The sequence below is a fragment of the Streptomyces sp. HUAS TT7 genome (assembly GCF_051550175.1).
Lineage (GTDB): Bacteria > Actinomycetota > Actinomycetes > Streptomycetales > Streptomycetaceae > Streptomyces.
The window spans coordinates 8,851,166-8,869,425 of sequence record NZ_CP196175.1 but is presented as its reverse complement, the minus strand read 5'-3'; the positions used below and the strand labels follow the sequence as shown (position 1 = coordinate 8,869,425).

17 protein-coding genes are annotated in these 18,260 nt (G+C 69.6%); 7 read left to right on the top strand and 10 right to left on the bottom strand.

Going from position 1 to position 18,260, the window contains the following annotated elements:
* The first annotated feature begins 72 nt into the window (after positions 1–72).
* Positions 73–1,302: a helix-turn-helix domain-containing protein gene (locus tag ACSHXC_RS40400; RefSeq protein WP_438296323.1), complete on the top strand. Its 1,230-nt coding sequence runs from the start codon at positions 73–75 to the stop codon at positions 1,300–1,302.
* 3 nt (positions 1,303–1,305) lie between these two features.
* A complete protein-coding gene (locus ACSHXC_RS40395) occupies positions 1,306–1,755 on the top strand; it encodes an N-acetyltransferase family protein (RefSeq protein ID WP_438296321.1) in 450 nt (149 codons plus the stop codon).
* Between the two features lie 46 nt (positions 1,756–1,801).
* On the opposite strand, the gene ACSHXC_RS40390 is transcribed toward ACSHXC_RS40395, so the two are convergent.
* Both ACSHXC_RS40390 and ACSHXC_RS40385 read right to left on the bottom strand, forming a co-directional pair.
* Positions 1,802–3,145 carry a hypothetical protein gene (locus ACSHXC_RS40390; RefSeq protein ID WP_438296320.1) on the bottom strand — a complete coding sequence of 448 codons (1,344 nt, stop codon included), beginning with the start codon at positions 3,143–3,145 and terminating at the stop codon, positions 1,802–1,804.
* 11 nt (positions 3,146–3,156) lie between these two features.
* On the bottom strand, positions 3,157–3,918 hold the full coding sequence (locus ACSHXC_RS40385) for a hypothetical protein (protein ID WP_438296319.1): 762 nt from the start codon (positions 3,916–3,918) through the stop codon (positions 3,157–3,159).
* A gap of 63 nt (positions 3,919–3,981) precedes the next feature.
* Between ACSHXC_RS40385 and ACSHXC_RS40380 the strand changes: the two genes are divergently transcribed.
* On the top strand, positions 3,982–4,812 hold the full coding sequence (locus ACSHXC_RS40380) for a glycosyltransferase family 2 protein (protein WP_438297084.1): 831 nt from the start codon (positions 3,982–3,984) through the stop codon (positions 4,810–4,812).
* A gap of 5 nt (positions 4,813–4,817) precedes the next feature.
* Here ACSHXC_RS40380 and ACSHXC_RS40375 read toward each other — a convergent pair whose 3' ends face one another.
* On the bottom strand, positions 4,818–5,876 hold the full coding sequence (locus tag ACSHXC_RS40375; protein WP_438296318.1) for an NAD-dependent epimerase/dehydratase family protein: 1,059 nt from the start codon (positions 5,874–5,876) through the stop codon (positions 4,818–4,820).
* A gap of 194 nt (positions 5,877–6,070) precedes the next feature.
* Here ACSHXC_RS40375 and ACSHXC_RS40370 point away from each other — a divergent pair, with 194 nt between their 5' ends.
* Both ACSHXC_RS40370 and ACSHXC_RS40365 read left to right on the top strand, forming a co-directional pair.
* A complete protein-coding gene (locus ACSHXC_RS40370) occupies positions 6,071–7,381 on the top strand; it encodes a helix-turn-helix domain-containing protein (protein ID WP_438296317.1) in 1,311 nt (436 codons plus the stop codon).
* 310 nt (positions 7,382–7,691) lie between these two features.
* Positions 7,692–8,303 carry a hypothetical protein gene (locus ACSHXC_RS40365; protein ID WP_438296316.1) on the top strand — a complete coding sequence of 204 codons (612 nt, stop codon included), beginning with the start codon at positions 7,692–7,694 and terminating at the stop codon, positions 8,301–8,303.
* A gap of 108 nt (positions 8,304–8,411) precedes the next feature.
* On the opposite strand, the gene ACSHXC_RS40360 is transcribed toward ACSHXC_RS40365, so the two are convergent.
* The 3 genes from ACSHXC_RS40360 to ACSHXC_RS40350 all read right to left on the bottom strand — a co-directional run bounded on the left by ACSHXC_RS40360 (position 8,412) and on the right by ACSHXC_RS40350 (position 9,750).
* Positions 8,412–8,801 (bottom strand): hypothetical protein, encoded by a 390-nt coding sequence (locus ACSHXC_RS40360; RefSeq protein WP_438296314.1) that lies wholly within the window; start codon positions 8,799–8,801, stop codon positions 8,412–8,414.
* Between the two features lie 281 nt (positions 8,802–9,082).
* Positions 9,083–9,496 (bottom strand): DUF6415 family natural product biosynthesis protein, encoded by a 414-nt coding sequence (locus ACSHXC_RS40355; RefSeq protein WP_438296313.1) that lies wholly within the window; start codon positions 9,494–9,496, stop codon positions 9,083–9,085.
* Complete coding sequence (locus ACSHXC_RS40350) at positions 9,493–9,750, bottom strand: hypothetical protein (RefSeq protein ID WP_438296312.1); 258 nt, start codon at positions 9,748–9,750, stop codon at positions 9,493–9,495. The genes ACSHXC_RS40355 and ACSHXC_RS40350 overlap by 4 nt, the downstream gene beginning before the upstream one ends.
* 132 nt (positions 9,751–9,882) lie before the next feature.
* Between ACSHXC_RS40350 and ACSHXC_RS40345 the strand changes: the two genes are divergently transcribed.
* Positions 9,883–10,653, top strand: coding sequence for a GntR family transcriptional regulator (locus ACSHXC_RS40345; protein ID WP_438296310.1), 771 nt, complete (start codon positions 9,883–9,885; stop codon positions 10,651–10,653).
* Between the two features lie 581 nt (positions 10,654–11,234).
* On the opposite strand, the gene ACSHXC_RS40340 is transcribed toward ACSHXC_RS40345, so the two are convergent.
* The 4 genes from ACSHXC_RS40340 to ACSHXC_RS40325 form a co-directional block, all read right to left on the bottom strand.
* Complete coding sequence (locus ACSHXC_RS40340) at positions 11,235–11,531, bottom strand: hypothetical protein (RefSeq protein WP_438296309.1); 297 nt, start codon at positions 11,529–11,531, stop codon at positions 11,235–11,237.
* 247 nt (positions 11,532–11,778) lie between these two features.
* On the bottom strand, positions 11,779–12,921 hold the full coding sequence (locus ACSHXC_RS40335; RefSeq protein WP_438296307.1) for a Fic family protein: 1,143 nt from the start codon (positions 12,919–12,921) through the stop codon (positions 11,779–11,781).
* Positions 12,922–12,944: 23 nt separating this feature from the next.
* Positions 12,945–13,991 carry a hypothetical protein gene (locus ACSHXC_RS40330; protein ID WP_438296306.1) on the bottom strand — a complete coding sequence of 349 codons (1,047 nt, stop codon included), beginning with the start codon at positions 13,989–13,991 and terminating at the stop codon, positions 12,945–12,947.
* A gap of 38 nt (positions 13,992–14,029) precedes the next feature.
* Positions 14,030–15,121: a hypothetical protein gene (locus tag ACSHXC_RS40325; protein ID WP_438296305.1), complete on the bottom strand. Its 1,092-nt coding sequence runs from the start codon at positions 15,119–15,121 to the stop codon at positions 14,030–14,032.
* An 837-nt stretch (positions 15,122–15,958) separates the two neighbouring features.
* Here ACSHXC_RS40325 and ACSHXC_RS40320 point away from each other — a divergent pair.
* Positions 15,959–17,752 carry a trypsin-like peptidase domain-containing protein gene (locus ACSHXC_RS40320; RefSeq protein WP_438296304.1) on the top strand — a complete coding sequence of 598 codons (1,794 nt, stop codon included), beginning with the start codon at positions 15,959–15,961 and terminating at the stop codon, positions 17,750–17,752.
* The last annotated feature ends 508 nt before the right edge of the window (positions 17,753–18,260 follow it).

Below are 18,260 nucleotides of genomic sequence, written 5' to 3'. Positions count from 1 at the left end.
CCTCTCTCAAGTCCCGGTACTGGATCCCTTGTTGGGAGTAGCGTTTCTGATACGCACCGTGATGGACAGGGAATGAGCGTCCGCTCGTGTCCGCTGCCCGGCGGACACGACGGACAGCACGGGAAGAACCTCATGGACGAGTCGTTCGGCCAGGCCCTCCGGCGCCTGCGCGGCACCCGGTCGCTACGCGACGTGGCGCACCTCGCGAACTGCGGCAAGAGCTACGTCAGCGACCTCGAACAGGACAGGAAGGCACCGTCTCCCGCGATGGCGGCGGCTCTCGACGACGCCCTCGGCGCGGATGGGGAACTGCGCGCGCTGGCGGCCGCACCACCGGGGGCGTCGCTGTCCGCGCAGGCCGCCGCCCTCCAGGCCGGACTCCTCGACGCCCTCGCCGCGAGCCCGCTGACGGTGACGTCGATAGAGGAGGTGGAGTACGCCGTGGCCCGCCACGGCCGGGCCACCCGCTACCGGGCCGAGCGCGAGCAACTCCCCGAACTGATCGCCGACTTCGCCGACCTCAACCGGCTCCTGGCCCACCGGCACCCCGCCCCGGTGCGACGGCGCCTGACGGTGGCCGCCGCCCAGATGTCCGGCCTCATGGCCCTCACGCTGCTCAAGCTCGGCGACCCCGCCGCCCGCACCTGGTGGCGCACCGGACGAGCAGCCGCCGCGGCCGCCGAGGACCGGGCGACCCTGTCGTGGATGTACGCGCAGGAGGCCTACCAGCTCTACTACGGAGGCGACCTGCACGGCGCGGTCGAACTCGCCGGCCGCGCCCGCCACCTGGCCGGCGGCCTGCCCTGCGTCGGGCCTGCCCTGGCTGCTCCGCTGGAGGCACGGGCCCACGCCCGCCTCGGCCGAAGCGACGAGACAGCCATGGCGCTGCGGGCCGGAGAGGCGGCGCTTGAACGGCTCGACAGCGAGCTGCGCACCGGGTCGGCGTTCGGGTACTCCGAGTCGCAGCTGCGCTTCCACGCCGGGAACGCCTGGACGCATCTACGGCAGACGGGGCGGGCCCGTGCCGAGCAGGAGCGGGCCCTGGAGCTGTACCCACTGGACGACCACACCGACCGGGCGTTCATCGGCCTCGACCAGGCCATGTGCCACGCGATCGACGGCGACCCCGCCGCAGCCGCGGCCCACGCCACGGCCACCATCGTGGCACTCCCGGAAGAACACCGGAGCCCGCTGATCATCTACCGGGCGCGTGAACTGGCCGATAGAGTCCCCGGCGCGCGGACCCTGCCCGAAGGCACAGTGCTACGGGAGGTGCTGGCGCTACCCGCGGGAGAGGGATAGCTGATGACGGTAGCAATCGCCCGAGCCACCGAAGCAGACCTCGATGCGATCTCGGAGATCCTCGGAGAGATCGAGGCCTACTACGGAGGCGCCGAGACTCCCGGTGACGTGAACCAGATCCGGGCCGCCCTGTTCGCCGACCGCCCGGCCGCAACCGTCCTGCTCGCCCGCGACGGCAACCAGGTACTGGGCCTGGCCTCCTACTCCCTGCTCTGGCCGGCAGCCGGGGCCGATACCTCGCTCTACCTCAAGGAGCTGTACGTACGAGAGCCCGCGCGACGACGCGGCATCGCCCAGCAGCTCATGGCCCGGCTGAAGGACGAGGCAGCAGCGGCAGGCTGCTCACGCATCGAGTGGACCGGGGATGCCGACAACCCGCCAGCACTCCACTTCTACGAGGCCTACGGCGTGGCTCCGAAGAACGACAAGGTGTTCTACCGCATGGAGCTGTAGGGCTGCCGGGCTGGAGCCTGTCTCCTGGCGTCGAGGCAGGTTGCCTTCATTGGGCGGGTGCGCCGGCAGGGGCGGGGTGTCCGGCGGCTTTGCCGGTGGCGTCGCGGCGCATGGCAGTCATGCCCAGGTCGGCCAGGCGTGGAACGAAGGAGACGTCGAGTTGTTCGGTGGGGTGCAGGAGGCCGCGCCCGCAGCTCTCGGCGAGCCATACCTTGATGTCCGCGTCGGGGTAGGCGGGGTTGACGCCGATCTCTCCTTTGGGGAGGAAGCCGTTGAACGGCGTCGCGATTCCGCTGCGGTTCCAGTAGTTCCATGCCGGGAGGGCTTTGGCCTGCTCGAAGGCGAGGTAGAGCTGTGGGTACCTGTCGAGGATCCGCATTTCGCGGAAGACCGATTGCCCCAGCAGGGATGGTGCGGTCAGGGCGAGTTCGTCGAACATCCCCTCGCGGAAGGTGTAGGTGGTTACGTCCTGGTGGGGGGCGAGGGCGATGGCCGCGAACAGGTGGGCCAGGCGGTCGCGGGTGTAGGCGGCGGCATCGGATACCAGGTGGGGTTCGATGCGGGCGATGAGTTCACACAGGCGGGTGTGGCCGGGGTGGAAGCGGGACAGGTCGAACAGCTTGTCCATGCCGGTCACCGCCGAGAAAGCCAGCCGCTTGTACAGACGGTTGTTCATCTCCCCGGCCTCGGCGTATTGCCTGGTCTCAGCGCTGGTGGAGTGCAGCATCAGGTACTCGGAGAGGACCTCGAAGTACAGGTATCCCAGGAACGGCAGGCCCGGTACGGCGGCGGCGAGCTGGTTGACGAAGGCGGCCGGCGGTGTGCGGGTGCCGGCGGCGTTGGCCAGGAGCAGGTCGAGGAACGGGGCGGTGGCGCGGATCTGTTGTTCGGCGGTGTGCCGCAGCCGGGTGTCTTCTGGCTCGGTGAGGAAGCTGCGGTGTTGGAGGTAGCTGCGCAGGTGGATGCGGCCCAGGCGGAGGTAGTCGATGCCTTTGGCCGGGGCGGGGCGGGCGGGGGTGACCTGGATGGTCAGGGTTCGGGTGTGGGGTTTGGTCTGGAGGAGGTAGGCGCCCAGGTTGTGTGGGCGCAGGCCTGCGGGCTCGGGTGTCAGTGGGGCGCAGTACAGGGCGGCGACGAGGCAGCCGGAGGAGACGTGGAGCTGGCCGCTGCGGCGGATGGCGTCGAGCGCGGTCGTGGTGTGCATCAGGTGGATCGGGCGGCCGCTGGTCAGTGTCTTGGTCATGGTGTTGGCGGTCAGGAGCCGGCCGTTGGGGGTGTCGTGGAGAAGGTGGCGCTGCCAGTCGGTCTCGGTCTGGGCGAGGCCGGACGGTGCCCGGCGGATCGGTGCGTGGGTGTGGTCGGTGTGGGCGTCGTCGAGTTCGGTGTCCACGGTGGGTTCTCCTACAGGCCGCGGGTGAGTGTCTGGTGTGCGTGGTGCAGGGCGTGGGCGTTGTCGGCGCCGTCGAGGCGGGCCCGCTCGCTGCGGGTGACGAAGGCGAAGGCAGCAGCGGGGGCCCAGGGCGGCAGAGGTCGGCGTAGTCGGGATGGGTCTGGCCACCAGCGCTGGAGCGGCAGGCGGTAGCGGTCCAGGCAGTCGGCCGCCTTGAGTACGTCCACCAGCAGCGGGGATGCCCGGTAGGCGCGTTGTTGCCGGTCGGTGAACTGTTCGTGCGGCACGTCGTGCAGGGCGATGGCTGTCGCCGCGCGGTGGAGGGCTTCTTGCGGCACGGGGCGGCCGAGGGCGTTGGTGACCGCGTCGGCGTTGTGCAGGAGCCAGGTGGCCGCGCGCTGTCCGTGGCCGGGGTCGTCGCGGTCGTTGCGCCGGCGGCAGTCGTGGACGGCGCCCGCGGCGCAGGCTGCTGCCGTGTCGTCTGCGTCAAGCCGGTGCTCCTGGGCCAGGAGTGCGGCCAGCAGGCTGACGCGGGCGTTGTGGCGCACGCCGTGGTTGGAGTCGGTGGCAAGGTCCTGGCGGGTGAACCAGGAAGACGGAGGTACGAGCATCAGCCCGGGCCGTGGGAAGCTGGGTGCGGCGTCGAAGTTCGCCGGCCGGTTGCTCACAATCCACTCCAGCGTCACGTGGTCCATGGGCTGGTGGGCGGGCAGGCGGCGCTGCTGGGCGAGTTCTCGCAGGCTGGCATGGGCCCGCGGGGCTCGTGGGGACACGGTGTTCCTTCCACCGAGAGATGGGTGCGGGCGGGCGTGAAGCTGGGTGTGGCGATCCTGACCATGGGCACGCGGCCCAAGGAGCTGGCGGATCTGCTGGCCTCGGTCCATCGCCAGACGCTTCCTGCGGCCCGGACCGTGGTGGTCGCGCAGGGCTGCGAGGTGCCGGAACTGCCGCCCTGGGTCGAGACAGTTCACCTGAGCGAGAACCTCGGGGTGACCGGCGGCCGCAACGTGGCGCTGGCTCACCTGCGCGACATGGACCTGGTGCTCGACCTGGACGACGACGGCCTGCTGGTTGCCGACGACGTCTTCGCCACCATCGACACGCTCTATGCGGCAGAACCTGAGCTGGGCATCGTCGGCTTCCGCATCGCGGACGAGACCGGCGTGACCCAGCGCCGGCACGTGCCGCGGCTGCGGGCCGCAGACCCGATGCGCGGCGGGTTGGTGACCGGGTTCCTGGGCGGCGCGCACGTCCTGTCGCAGAAGATGCTTAACCAGGTGGGCGACTGGCCGGACGCCTTCTTCTTCGCGCACGAGGAAACCGACATGGCGTGGCGGGCGATCGACGCCGGATGGCGGGTCCGCTACGCGCCTCAGCTCCTGTTGCAGCACCCGCGCACGTCCCCGGCCCGGCACGCCTTCTTCTACCAGGTCAACGCGCGCAACCGGGTCTACCTCGCCCGCCGTCACCTCCCGGCTCCCCTGGTCCCGGTCTATCTAGGCGTGTGGGTGGTGCTGACGGTGGCCCGCACCCGCAGCCTTGGCGGGCTCAGGGCGTGGTTCGGCGGGTTCGCCGAGGGATGGCGCACCGAGTGCGGGCGGCGCAAGCCGATGCGCTGGCGCACCGTGTGGAAACTGGCCCGCCTCGGCCGACCGCCCGTGATCTGACCCCTTCATGCCGCGGCCGGGGCCTCGGTCTGGGCAGCGGTGCGCAGCCAGGCAGGGATGGCCTCGGGGGTCTGTTCCAGCCAGCGCACATAGCGGTCCACCCCGTCTTCGACGGACACCTGGGGCGCCCAGCCGAGCAGTTGGCGCATCCGCGTGGTGTCCGCGCAGCCTCCGAGCGGGTCGTCCTGCGGCCGGGGCGTCTCGATCAGCCGTGCCTCGGGGTAGTGGCGGCGCACCAGGTCCGCGACGCGTCGGATGGAGGTGGCCTGTCCCGTGCCGACGTTGAGCGTCGCCCGGTGCGCGGCGCCGGTGACGGCGGCAAGCAGGGTCGCGTGCGCGATGTCGTCGACGTGCACGAAGTCGCGGACCTGGGCGCCGCCGCCGTTGAGGTGCAGGGGCAGGCCGAGCGCGGCTCGCATCGCGAACCAGGCCACCACCCAGCTGTGGCTGTTCTCCTTCACCACCTGCGGCTCGCCATAGACCGAGAAGTACCGCACGATCGCGTACGAGTCGGCCGCACCGCTCAGGGCCAAGGCACTCTGGTGCTCGCCCCACAGTTTGGTGTTGGCGTAGACCGACCCCGGCGTGAGCGGGTCGCTCTCGCTGAACCGGGCCGTGCCGTCTGCTGATCTGGAGCCGAGCCCGTAGACGCTCGCCGACGAGACGAAGACCAGGCGCTGGAGCGTGGCCGCGTGCCGGGCCGCGGCATCCAGCACGGTCTGGGTTCCGTGAATGTTGGCGGTGAGGGCGGCCGCGGGATTCCGAGTGCAGGCCGCGACGTCGGCCAGGGCAGCGGCGTGGATGACGAAGTCGCTGCCTTTGACCAGGTCGTCGATCAGCGGGGCATCGGTGATGTCGCCCACGATCACATCCGGGTCGCGCGGGGAGATGTTGAAGACGGAGGAGTAGACGCAGGAGCCGTAGGCGTCCAGCCGGCCCACGGCCATGGGCCTGGCGCCCAGGGCGCGGAGCCGGTGCACGATGCGGCTGCCGACCAGGCCGAAGCCGCCCGTCACGGTCACCGTCGCGTCCTTCAGATCAACAAAGCGGTCCACGGTGTTCACGCAGCTCCACCCCTTTTATGCGTCGAGGCCGCGCCCGGTGTGCGGCACGCTCCCAGAACAGCAGCGCACCCGCGCGCGCCCCAGGGGAAAACTGTGTGTCCTGTGTGTGCTCGCCCAACCAACCGCCCGCGCATCGCTGTCCGTTGCGGCATGGTGGAACGAGAAGGAGCCGATGCTGACACTCCGGGGGCGGCATGGACATGGACCGGCATCCGCTGGCATATCTGCGCTGGCAGCGTCACTGGTCGATGGACGACCTCGCCCGGCTTCTGCGCGCCCAGGCCGGGGCTCTTGGGCTGCGCAGCGGCATCGACCGCAACCGGATCTGGCGCTGGGAAACCGGCACCACTCCCAAACCGGAAAGCCAGCTTCTTCTCGCCCGCCTCCTGGACGTGCCCGCCCCGGTCATCGCCCAGCTCAGGTGGCCCCTCTGGCTGCCTGTCTTCGAACAGCCCGCCGCATTCAGCCCGTCGGGAAGCCGAGCAGCCCTGAGAGAGGTTCAGGTCAACCGCATGGACCGACGATCCTTCCTGGTCTTCAGCAGCAGCGCGTTAGTCGACCTGGCCGCGAACTGGGCCCGCATCGAGCCCGGTCACCTCTGCCACGCCCTCGACGGCCGCGGCCTCGACACCGAACTGCTGACCTGGCTGGAACAACGCGCCGGCGAGCTCAACGCGATGGCCTGTGGGCCCGGCTCGCCCGTCCCCGCGCTCATCGACGCCCACCTGCACACCGCGATCGAACTCATCGCGCAAGACCGCTGCACCCTCCCCCAGGGGCGACGCCTGCACGCCGTCGCAGCCGCCCTCGCCCATAGGGCCGGCTGGCTCCGCTTCGACGCCGACCGGCACGCCGATGCCCAACGACACTGGCACGCCGCCGTCCACGCCGCCCACCAGGCCGGCGACAGGAACCTGGCCGCAGTGGCACTTTCCGACCTCGCCTACCAGGCAACCTGGCTCGCCCGCCCCTCCGACGCCCTGCGCGTCCTGGAACACGCCAGCTCCCGAACCCGCACACCCGCCGTCCGCTCCCTGCTCGACGTACGCCGCGCCCGTGCCTGCGCGGTCCTCAAAGACCGCTCCGGCACCACCCACGCCCTCGCCTCCGCACAAGACGAACTGGAACAGATGCGCCCCGAGTCGACCCCCGCGGTCGTCTCCTGGATGTCCGTGGCAGACGTCAACGCAGACGCCGGACGCTGCTGGCTCGACCTCGGCGACCCCCACAGTGCCAGCACCGCCATCGGCACCGGCCTGGTCGAACTGGACCCACGCCGTGCCCGCACCAAAGCCGTCTTCCTGACCTACCGAGCCGAAGGCGCCCTCCACCGTCATGACGCCGCCGCAGCCGCCGCCGATGCCCGCACCGCACTCGACACCGCACTCGACACCGGAGCCGCACGCTGCATCGACCACGTCTCCGCCCTCATCGCACGCCTGGACAAACGCAGCGAGCGCCCGATCGTCGAACTCCGCGAATACGCACACGCCCGACTCACCTGATCAACAACGCGTCCCCCCTCCTACGAAGCGACTGTCGGTTGCCAGGAGAACGGGCACTGGCAGCCGACAGCGACGGCTGCGTCGTGCCGCCTGTCGGCGCACACCCCAACCCGGCCAGCGAGCCAGCGAGATACGGGGCACGTCCCCACCCTCCAGGGCGGTCGCGCGAGCGCCGGAAAGCTGGGGCCGCCCGGCTCCCCAGGGGCGTGGCTGCGCGACAGGCCAGCTGCTCCGCGACAACCAAAAGGGGCGGGGGCTGAAGTGCATGCCTGCAGCCGGATGCCGCAAAGAGCTGATCTACGCTCGCTGCATGGGCCTGTGCATGGAACTCCTGATCATCGACTGCACGTACATAGAAGCGGCGCCGGCCGAGGTGAAGGCCGACCTGGTGGAGACCGCTGCGTTCGGCAGTGACGACGACTGGGAGGCCGCCCAGCCGGAAGGCTGGACCTGGCCGGACACCGAGAACAGCCCCTGGTACGCACGCTACGAGTTCCGCAACACCCTCACCTCGTACAAGCCGCACTTCTGGGCCGGTGAACGCTGGGACAAGATGCGAAAGTTCGTCCGCCCCGAGCTCCGCACAGCACTTGACGAGTTCAGTGCTCCACTGTTCTGGGGCGAATACAACTGGGAGTCCGCAGACCCTCCGTTCACCCCCGCCGTCCCCGGACGGGAGAACCACTGGTGCCCAGAGGCCATGCGATGGCTCCTCCCCGAGGACGTAACAGCCCTCCAGCACTTCTGGACCCAGGTCGAGCCCGGCCTGCCGTCCCTACGCGAACCCTTCGAACAGCACGTCGCCGAACCCACGGGGCGGATCAACGACTTCTCGTCGTTTGCCGCCCTCGTCACCGAATGGGGGGAGGTAGTCACCGAAGCTGCGGTGCGCGGGTGGGGCATCATCGGCCTCAGGTGCTGACATAGACCCCGAGCAGTGCTGGCGACCCCTGGCCGTTTGACGGCCGAACGGTCGACCTCGTCCGTATGTACGTGGCTGAGGAACAAGGTCTGTACCTCGACACCGCCGTTAAACCGGGCTCCATCCGGCTTCTGCTGCCAGGGCGGGCCAGGCCAGGTACACGGTGTGCCCGGGAGTCAGCGGAGCCGTCGGCGGCTGCTCGGGATGCAGGTTGGCCCAGAGTCGGCCCCGTAAGTCGGCACGGATCCGCTCCGCCTCCCAGACACCCCGTTCCTTCGCAAAGGTCTTGAAGGTCCGTCCCGCGGCCGTCGACCACAGCAGCGCCATCACATCGTCCGGAAGCTGCCCGGGGTGCGGAGGTTCAGGTGGGGCGACCAGGTGGTGGCGTAGCGCGAGGGCGACAAGACCAGCTCGCGTCGTCTGATGCCCCACCCGCTTGATCAACTTACGGACGCACCACGACACTTCGTCAGCCCCCGCGCCGAGCGCCTTGGCCATGGAGCCGTCTGTCCCGCCGATGACCAAGAGGTTCAGGACTGCCCGTTCCGGCGTGGCGAGAACCTTGAGGCCCGCGGGGCAATCGCCATCGAGGACTCCAGGCGGAATGACCCTACTCAGGGCCGGACGGGCAGTGTCGGTCAGCGCACCTGTGGATCCGCTACGGGTTCGCCGCGCAGCGTGGGTAGTGCGTGCCGACTGTGCGGTGTGGCTGCTCATGGCGCGCTGCTCACTGGCATTGGGGGCGCCGGTGTCTGCCGTGGTGCCCTCTGCGTATGCGCTCACTGCAGGCCTGCTGGTTCGTCAGCAACCAGGCCGAGGAGTGTGCGGCACTGGCGGGCGAGGTCGCACACCGCGCCGTGGGCGAGTTCGGGGTCGCCGGGCAGGCCGGCCGCGGCTTTGTCGCGGATGAAGAGGAGGGCGAGCGCGACGAGTTCGGCGTGCGGGGTGCCCGCGTAGGGCGCGGACTCGATGCGTTCGGCCATGATGGCGGTGAGCAGGCTCAGATACTCGCGCAGGCGCTGGTGCCAGCGGGTGCTCGTCTCCCGGGAGGGCACTCGGGAGCGGGGTTCCAGGATGGTGGCGATCGTCGCGCTGATTTCGACGGCATCCAGCGGCACCGGCGTCTCGGCCTCGTGGCCGACGGCGACGCGGTGGTGCTGCGGGGCCTTTGCGGGAGAGCCGGGAAGGGTCACGGTTCGTTCCTCCGGTCGACCTCGACCCATAAGACCGACCTCTTGTTTTCACCGGTCAGGTCGTGTCCGAAGCGGACGGCCGCGGCGGTGAGGGTGGCGAGCAGCCTGGTGTGGGCCGTCTCGCTCAGGTCGTCGGGCACGTCGGCCTCTATGCGGATCAGGTCGGGGGTCTCGTCAGTGCGGGGGGTCGTGCCGAGTTCGGCTTTCAGCATCGAAGCGAGCGCGGTGGCCGCGGTCCTCGCCGACGAGTTCACAAGTCCCCCCGCACGCGGTTGATCACATAACGTAGTGCTAATGCATTAGTTTGTTCCTAATGCATTAGCTTGTCAATCGGGACGTCAGCACCCGCCCCACCACCGTCGTTCCGAGCAGTACGGAGATCCCGCATGGTCCCCGACGAGCCGCCGCCCCATCAGAAGGTCGCCGACGATCTGCGCCGCAGACTGGCCGCCGGGGAATGGACCGTCGGCGACAAGCTGCCCTCCCGCGCCCAGCTCGCCGCCCACTACAAGGTCGGTCCCAACGTCCTCCAGAAGGCGCAGGAGCGTCTGATCATCGAGGGGCTTCTTGAGGGCCGGGCGGGCGTCGGCACCTACGTGCGGGTGCCGCGCGAGCGGCGGCGCCTGGTCCGCTCCCGTCACCGGGAGCGGCGTGGAGGCAGCCCGTTCGAGGCCGACATGGCCGAGCTGGGCATCAACGGCAGTTGGGATGCCCATACACAGGCCCGTACGCCCGCCCCGGACGAGATCGCGCAACGGCTCGGCGTCGCCCCGGGGGACCTCTGCGTGCGCACCGCCTATGAGTTCCTCGCCGACGGCCAGCCCGTACAGACCTCCGTCAGCTGGGAGCCTATGGCGATCACCGGGGATACGCCGGTGTTGCTGCCGGAGATGGGGCCGATGGCCGGCAAGGGCGTTGTCGAACGGATGCAGTCCATCGGGATCACCGTCGCTGACGCGGTCGAGGTTCCCCGGCCCGCCCGTGCCACACAGACGCAGGCCAACCTGCTCGGCATCAGCCTCGGCGACCTCGTCCTGGTCATCGAGCGCACCTACTACGACACCGACGGCCGCCCCGTGGAAACCGCCGACATCGTCGTCCCCGACGTCCGGTGGGAAGTCGCCTACGAGTACGGCGTCCAGCCCCGCACCGAGTAGCTCCGCTCGACGGGCGGCATTGGCTTCGGGGCCTGCGCGAAATGGCCGGGCCCCTGTCAGCGGCTCCTGGCGCGCGGTGTCGCAAGCGGGGCAGCCGACTGGGCGGGCGTGTCCAGGGCTCGGTGGAAGTACCGCCGTGGGACCTGCAGCCGTCCGGTGCTACTGCCGGGCGAGCCCGGCGGGGTCGATCTCGAAGGTGAACGGGGCCTCGGTCCGGGTCACGGTCCCGGGGAGCGCGATGGCGGTTTCCGTGTACCGGCCGCTGTCGAGTTCGCTGATGATCAGGCGGGGGCCGGGTCGAATTCCAGGCGCCAGTAGTGCGGGATCGCGGTCTCGGCATACAGCAGCGGCTTGAGTTTTCGGTCCACGGTCTTGTTGCCTGGCGAGAGTTCGACCACCAGATATCCGTTACCACCACGGCGTGCCCTGGCGATCCCCATACTCCCTCGACTGATCCATCGCGAGGAGTATCCGCTAGTCAGGCCGCCGACAGGGGGCGATCAGGTCAACCGGGGAGGCGGCCCGGCGAAGCAGTCCGGGAGCCTCGCGCGTTGCGCACCCTGTCGCCGTCACCCGATCAGTCACGGAAGCAGGAGCTCATCTTGGATTTTTTGGACTGCGTCGGTGAACGCCTCTGGAAGAGAATTCCCAAGCTGAAAGAGCACCCCGTTGATTTGCAGAGATGTCTTTTTAAGCTGATTAAGAATTTCCTCAATCGGGTCCGGCGGCATGGGCTGTGCTGCCGCCGCCGGTACGGAGTGCGCCACGTTGATGGACTGGCGTGATGCGTTCACAGCCAGGGCCGGGGCTGCGGCGCCCAAGACAGTCACACCACAGGCGGCTGCCGTGGCTATGGAGATGAGCTTGTTGCTGCGCATGGGCAGGGACTCCTCGTGTGAGTGTCCTGTCAGGGGAACAGACTCATTATCCGATTGCTCACCACAGTCCGCAATCGCATGCTCTACCGAGAGTGAACTTCTGTGGGTTCGAGCCGATGTCCCGATCCAAGGATTCCCGCACGTTCATACGAAAGCCGCACCACTGCTTTCACCCTCGCCCCCGACGGGAAGCTCACCGGGCGCAAACTCCCCGCCGCCGGCTGACACTTGGCGGAGCGACTGCTCGCTACGTGGCGTACGGGTCGACGATGGTGTGGGGCCGTCGGGCGGTGGCCAGGACGTCCTGAGGGAAGCGGGGGCCGGCGGTGTAGTGGCGGCCCTTGGTCTGGCCGACCGCCGTGAGGACCTGAGCCTTGGTCAGGGCCTGGAGATCGCGGGTGGCCTGCTGGGTGTTGATGGCTTCGGCCTTCTCGTAGCGCGAGCGCCGGACCCGGCCCGTCATCGCGACCTCGTGCAGGGCGGTCATCTGCCGCTCGCTCAGGCCGAGTTCGTCCATGGCGTCCATGAGCTGCATCCAGCAGCCGTTGGAGCGGTCGACGCGGAACTGCACGCGCTGGGCCTGCTGGTGGTAGGCGAGGAGGCTGAACTTGATCCACGGCAGGGTGTCGCGTTCGGGGGACCAGACGGGGCCGCCGACCTCGCGCAGCACCTTGTAGTACTCCCAGGTGTTGCCGGGCATGCCCAGCCATTCCTCGATGGAGGAGAACTCGGGGGCCAGGACGCCGCCGCGGGCGATGAGGAGGGTCTGCAGGGAGCGGGACATCCGTCCGTTGCCGTCCGACCAGGGGTGGATCTTCACCAGGTTCAGGTGGGCCATGGCCGCCCGGATCAGCACGTGGTGGTCCAGGTCGCCGTCGTTGAGCCAGTCCACGAACTCGCCCATCAGATGGGGCACCAGGTCCTGGTCGGGGCCTTCGTAGTCGGTGGCGAGCTCGTCGCCGGGGGCGGTGATGCGGATGGAGGTCTTGCGCCACTGGCCCGCGGTCTTCAGCGGGTGGTGGTGGCCCTGGAGCATCCAGTGCAGTGCGTTGAGGAGTTCCTTGTTGTAGTGGAAGTCCTCGACGTCGTGGAGGGACTGGATGTAGGTCATGGCCTGCTGGTAGGCAAGCGTCTCGGCCTTGTTCTCCTCGCTCGCGTCCACCCCCTCGCGCTCGCCGTCCATCAGGTCGGCCACGTCGGCGGCGTCGACCCGGTAGCCCTCGATCGTGTTGGAGGCGGCGATCGCACTCGCGGTCAGCGCCTTGCGCAGATCGAGGGTCCACTTCATGGGAGCCTGCTGCACCGCGTGGCGCAGCTGGTCCCGCATGGCGTCGACCTGCTCCAGGACCTGGAGATCGGCGGGAGCGAGGAGCGGCATCGAGTACAGCATGAGTGAATGATAGCAAGCTTCTATCATTCGGTCATGCGGATGGGCGTCGCTCTCGGTCCGGCGCCGTTCTGGCGCACCGGCCCGGTCTGCCCGGGGCGGACCGTGCGATCCAGCTGGCGGATCTTGGCCGTGGCGGCGCGGTATGCCGTCTCCGCCTGGCCCAGCGCGTCGGTCGCCTCCTCGATCAGCGCCTCCGGCAGGAGGGTCACCGCCGGCTCGCTCTCGACGGGCTGCCCGCCGGCTCCGGCCGTGCCGGCTCCGGGGATGCGCGCGACGAGATGGTCCCGCTCCTCCTTCGCGGCCCTGGTCGCCGTGGCTTGGCGGGCCAGGCGGGTAAGCAGCCGCTCGCTGGAAAGGAGCTGCTCGCGGGCGGGAGCTCCGGGTCGCTGGGTGAGCAGGCTGGCGAGGTTCCAGAGCAGATGGTGGCCAAGTGCAACCGCCCGATCGAGTTCGGGGGTGGCGTGGTCGTCGGCGGCCTGGATGCTCTGGTGGAGGGCGGCGAAGCGCTGCATCTGCCCCAGGGCGGCTTCGCCCTGGACGATCCGTACATACGCGCGGGCCCGCGCGTCCAGGCGCCCGGGCACATGCTCGGCGAGTGCCGGGATGAGCAGCATCAAGGGCACGCCGACGTCGGCCGGCAGTCCCTTGGCCATCGCCGCGCCCACCCAGGTCAGCGAAAGGAAGGCGGCGAGCACGGTGGTGCTGGTGACCCAGAACCGGCAGCGCGCGTCGAAGTAGATCCGCAGAGGCGGACGCCGGGTGAGCCAACGGCCGGCCAGCCGCGCGGCACGGGACGGCATCGGCGACAGCACAACGATCTGTAGCGGCACCACCGGCGGATCCTCGGACAGCGGGGCCGGCCAGCGCAGCCATCCCCACTCGGTGCGCTCATCGATCCGGGCGAGCTCTTCCCCACGGTGGCCCTCCCGGCGGTAGTCAGGGCCTCCGTCGAAGGCCGCGGCCGTGAGCCGGGCCTGGGTCCGCCGGAGTTCACGCCGCCAGCGCCCAGGTTCAGTGGCGAAGGGGCGCAGCTCCGGCTCCGGCAGGGGGTGGCGGGGTTCGGTGGTCATGATCTCCTCAGTCCGTTGGGGAAATGGGTGGGGGAGGTTCACGTGCCGCTTGTGGCCGCCGGGTCCCAGGGCGGTGCGGCGGCGAGGGCGCAGGCGGTGCAGCGGCCGTTGCCGCTCGGGTGGGCGCGGCGTGGTGTGGGGCCCTTGCAGGTGGTGCACAGCGGCCAGTTGAGGCAGGCCGGGCAGAGGTCCTCGCCCGGGACCGGGCTCGGGTTGCCGCATCCGGCGCATTCGACATGCACCCGGCGGGCCAGGGCTTCGGCTAGCGACCGGTCGGCAGCCCCCTGCGGACTCACCGGTTCGCCGACGTCTCGCTGGGCTGAGTGGGGCGCCGGTGTGCTCTGGGCGGCGCGGAGCCGGGCGGCGATGATCGCCCCGACCGACGTACGGATAGGGGAGGGCAGCGGGCGGCCGGCGATGACGTGCTGGAGTTGCTCGGTGCTCCAGCCGCTTTCCAGGAGAACGGCGACCACCGCGCCCTGGTCGCGCAGGGCCGGTCCGGTCAGCAGCAGTTCGGGGTGCTGGGCGGCGAGGGCGAGCAGGAACTGCACGCCCTCGGTGACTTCGATCGGGTCCGGCGCCGGTGGCCGTCCGGTGGGTTCCGGGCCGTCGTCATGTTCGCGCGCGGGCGCGGTACGGACGGACGGATGGACGGAGTTGGTGTTCTGCCTGTTGGTCTTCTTTCCCTTGGTCTTCTTTGGTGCCGGATCAGCCTGCGCAGGGTTATCCAGTGCTGGATTTCCCGTCATTGGCTGCGACCTGCGTGTTTGCGGCACCAGGACGGTGGGGGCAGCGTCCCCCAGCAGGTCGTACAGATGGGCGGGCATGTCGGTGATGGAGTAGACGGCCTCGCCGAGCGTCCCGTCCTGATTCCGCGCGCGGTCCCGGGTCAAGTAGCCGTGCTGCTCCAGCTCCTTGAGGCCGCTGCTGACCGCGTCCCGTCCGTCGGTGGCGCACTTGGCGAGCTCGGCGACCGTGACCCGCCAGCCGTCCCGGTGAGTGGAGATCAGCCCGAACAGGCCCTTGGCCTTGAAGCTGATCCTCGGGTCTCGGAAGAGGGCGTTGGAGATCTGGGTGAAACGGTCGCCCGCCATCACGCCGCGCCGGATCCCCGCCCCATAGCCGCTCATCGCGAGCCTCCCGCCGAAACCACGGCAGGCTGCCGGAAGTCGGCGAGCGCGGAGCCCGGACGCTGGGCTGCGTCCGGGTACGGGGCGAGGGGCAAGGCGTGGTGCGCATGTTCCATGCCCAGAGTCCACCCGCGGCCTCCGACCGGAACTCCGACCGGATGCTCCCACCAGGCGTCACGATCCGGTGACATTGGAGTTCGTCCTGCGTGGAGGGTCCTGTGGAGGGGGCCCTCCACAGGACGTGAGACCCTGCGCGGCCTGCTCTTCGGGTGTGTTCCCCACCGTCAGCGGGGCGAAGAGGATCGGCAGCGGAGCGTGGCGGAGGTGGGGCGGAGGTGGGGCGGTGTCGCACAGGTCACCGGACGCGGGGTCCGGCTCGACGGACGGTGCCAGGCCGAGATGCTGGCCGCGATCAGCGCCGATCCCCTGGCTGACCTGGCACTAGGACGAATCTAGGACGGCCGAAGGCCCCGTGCCCATAGCGTCGCCGTGGGGCACTCAGCTGTTCCCGCGCAACGAAAGGAACAGCATTGAAGCGTTCGGTCAAGGCAGCGGTGGTGGTCGCGACGATGGCCGTCGCCGCTGTCACCACTACCGGAGTAGCCCAGGCCCAACTACGGGAGTAGCCCGGGCTCATGGCTGACCGGGGGCCAGCAGGGCCGCAGCATCTCACCGGCCGGCGGCCACGCCCAGCCGCGTCAGCACGGCCGATCTGAGCCGAAGTACGGTCACGAGCAACGGGGGACAATAATGATGAGGTCAAGAAGGCACGGGGCGCCGAAGAGCGCCACGGGAACGCCGCGCCGCGGGGCGCTGGGTCGGCTAGTACCCGTCCTGATGGGTCCTGCTGTCGCGGCAGCCGGGCTGCTTCCGGTCCTGAGCGCCGCGCCGGCATCCGCCAGCAGCGCTGTCGCGGCGTTTCCGGCAGACACGTTCACCATCGCGTTCCAGGCCAATACCACCAGTCTGTGGGAGTCGGGGGGAACGGCGCCCGGCTCCACCAACACGGGCCTGGGCATGATGCGTGGCACCAGCCCCAGCACCGCGCTCGGCGGGTGCAACGGGAGCGGTGGCGAGACCGCGTTCCAGGCCAACACCACCGACCTGTGGATGATCACCGGGAACGGACACACCGTCAACACGGGCCTGGGCATGATGCGCGGCACCAGCCCCAGCATGAGCAGCGTCTGCCAGGGGCGGGACACCAGCGTCTACTGGACCGCGTTCCAGGCCAACACCACCAACCTGTGGGTCACCGGGAACGGACACACCGTCAACACGGGCCTGGGCATGATGCGCGGCACCAGCCCCAGCATCGTTGCCCACTACGACAGCGCGGGCCACATCGAGTACGACGTTGCGTTCCAGGCCAACAACGGCGATCTGTGGCGCTACAACTCGGAAACCGGACGGGGTACCGACCTGCACTTGGGCATGATGCGCGGCACCAGCCCCAGCATCGCCTCCACCGGCGGGCCCGACGTCGAGATCGCGTTCCAGGCCAATACCGGCGACCTGTGGACCACGCCGGGCACCACCGCCGGCACCGATCTGCACCTGGGCATGATGAACGGCACCAGCCCCAGCATCACCAGGAACTACAACAACAAGAGCCATTTCGGTATCGCGTTCCAGGCCAACACCGGCAACTTGTGGATCACGCCGGGCACCACCGCCGGCACCGACCTGCACCTGGGCATGATGCGCGGCACGAGCCCGAGCTACACGGTCAGCGGTTCGGGGGTGCCGGGGATCGCGTTCCAGGCCAACACCGGCGCTCTGTGGATCACGCAGGACAAGCCGGCCGGCGGTGTCTCCACGGGCCTGGGCATGGCTCCTGGTACCAGTCCCAGCATCATGGCGCAGAGCTTTACCCCGTCCGACGGCGGGACGACCCGGACCACCTCGGGCGAGCCGACCGTCGGCAAGCTCTACTACCACCTCGGGCCCGTGCACTGGAACTGCACCGGCACGGTGATCGGCCCCGACATCGTCGCCACCGCCGGCCACTGCATCTACAACAGCACGAACCACGCCTTCGGCGGGCCGCCCGGGATCTGGGTCAACGCCCCGACCCCCGACAAGTTCGTGCCGAACGACAACTCCAGCGGACAGCATGCCGCCTGGTCGGTTCAGAGCATCGGCTACGTCACCAGGCACTGGCACGACGGTCACGCCCCCGACGCCGACTTCGGGGTCTACGTGATCAAGCCGCGCTCCGACGGCGCACACATCGGGAACGTGGTCGGGATCCACAAGTGGAAGACCTCGCAAGGCGTGAACGCGGCCTCAACCCCCACCTACACCATCGGCTACCCGCACGACTACAAGGACCCCCGCGCGTGCAACGCGCCGGCGACCCGGTTCAACGGCGACAACAGCCAGCTGGAGCTCAACTGCACCTTCGCTGACGGAGGGTCCGGCGGTCCGCTCAGCGACAGCACCGGCACGGCGTATGCCGGCATTGGCGGATTCCAGCAGGGCGGCGTCAACCCCTTCCCGTCCTACGGAGTCGTGTGGAACAGCGCATTCGCGGGATTGGTCGCTTACGCGGAGAGTGGCGGCAAAGGCAACACCGTGGCAGGGGCCGGCTCCGCTGCCCCTGTGCCGGTGACCGCCGCCGCGCACTGAGCGTCAGCGACGTGGCCGGGTGAGAGCGTTCACCGGGTCCACAGACCCTCGGCCCGGGACTTGAACCGCGTCTGCGGTACAAGCCCCGGGCCTTGTGCGCAGCCGCGCCTCCGGCCGACGACCGCTGTGGTGCGCCCCCGGCTCAACCGGCAGGAGCCGGTAACCACGAGTGGAACAACTCCACAACCCGTCCGGCACCAGTCGCCCCACCCTCGCCGTCACGGCCGACAGGTTAGTGATCAAGCCAGTTGAGACCGCCTCCTAGGCGAGCGCCGCGGTGTCAATCGACGACCGTGACCGGCATGAACCCCAACGCCAAGTTCTCCAAGGCTTGGGGCAGACGACCGAAGGTAGCCACCCGCGCCTCGATCACGTAGAGCTCACCGAACTCGTCCAGCCCGAGAAACCCTCCCCGGCCAGGTCGAGCTCACCGACCGGCGCGAACCGAGCAGCCGCGCCGGGCGGGCAGCGATCGCCTCACCGCCGGGGAACTATCTCCTTGGCAACC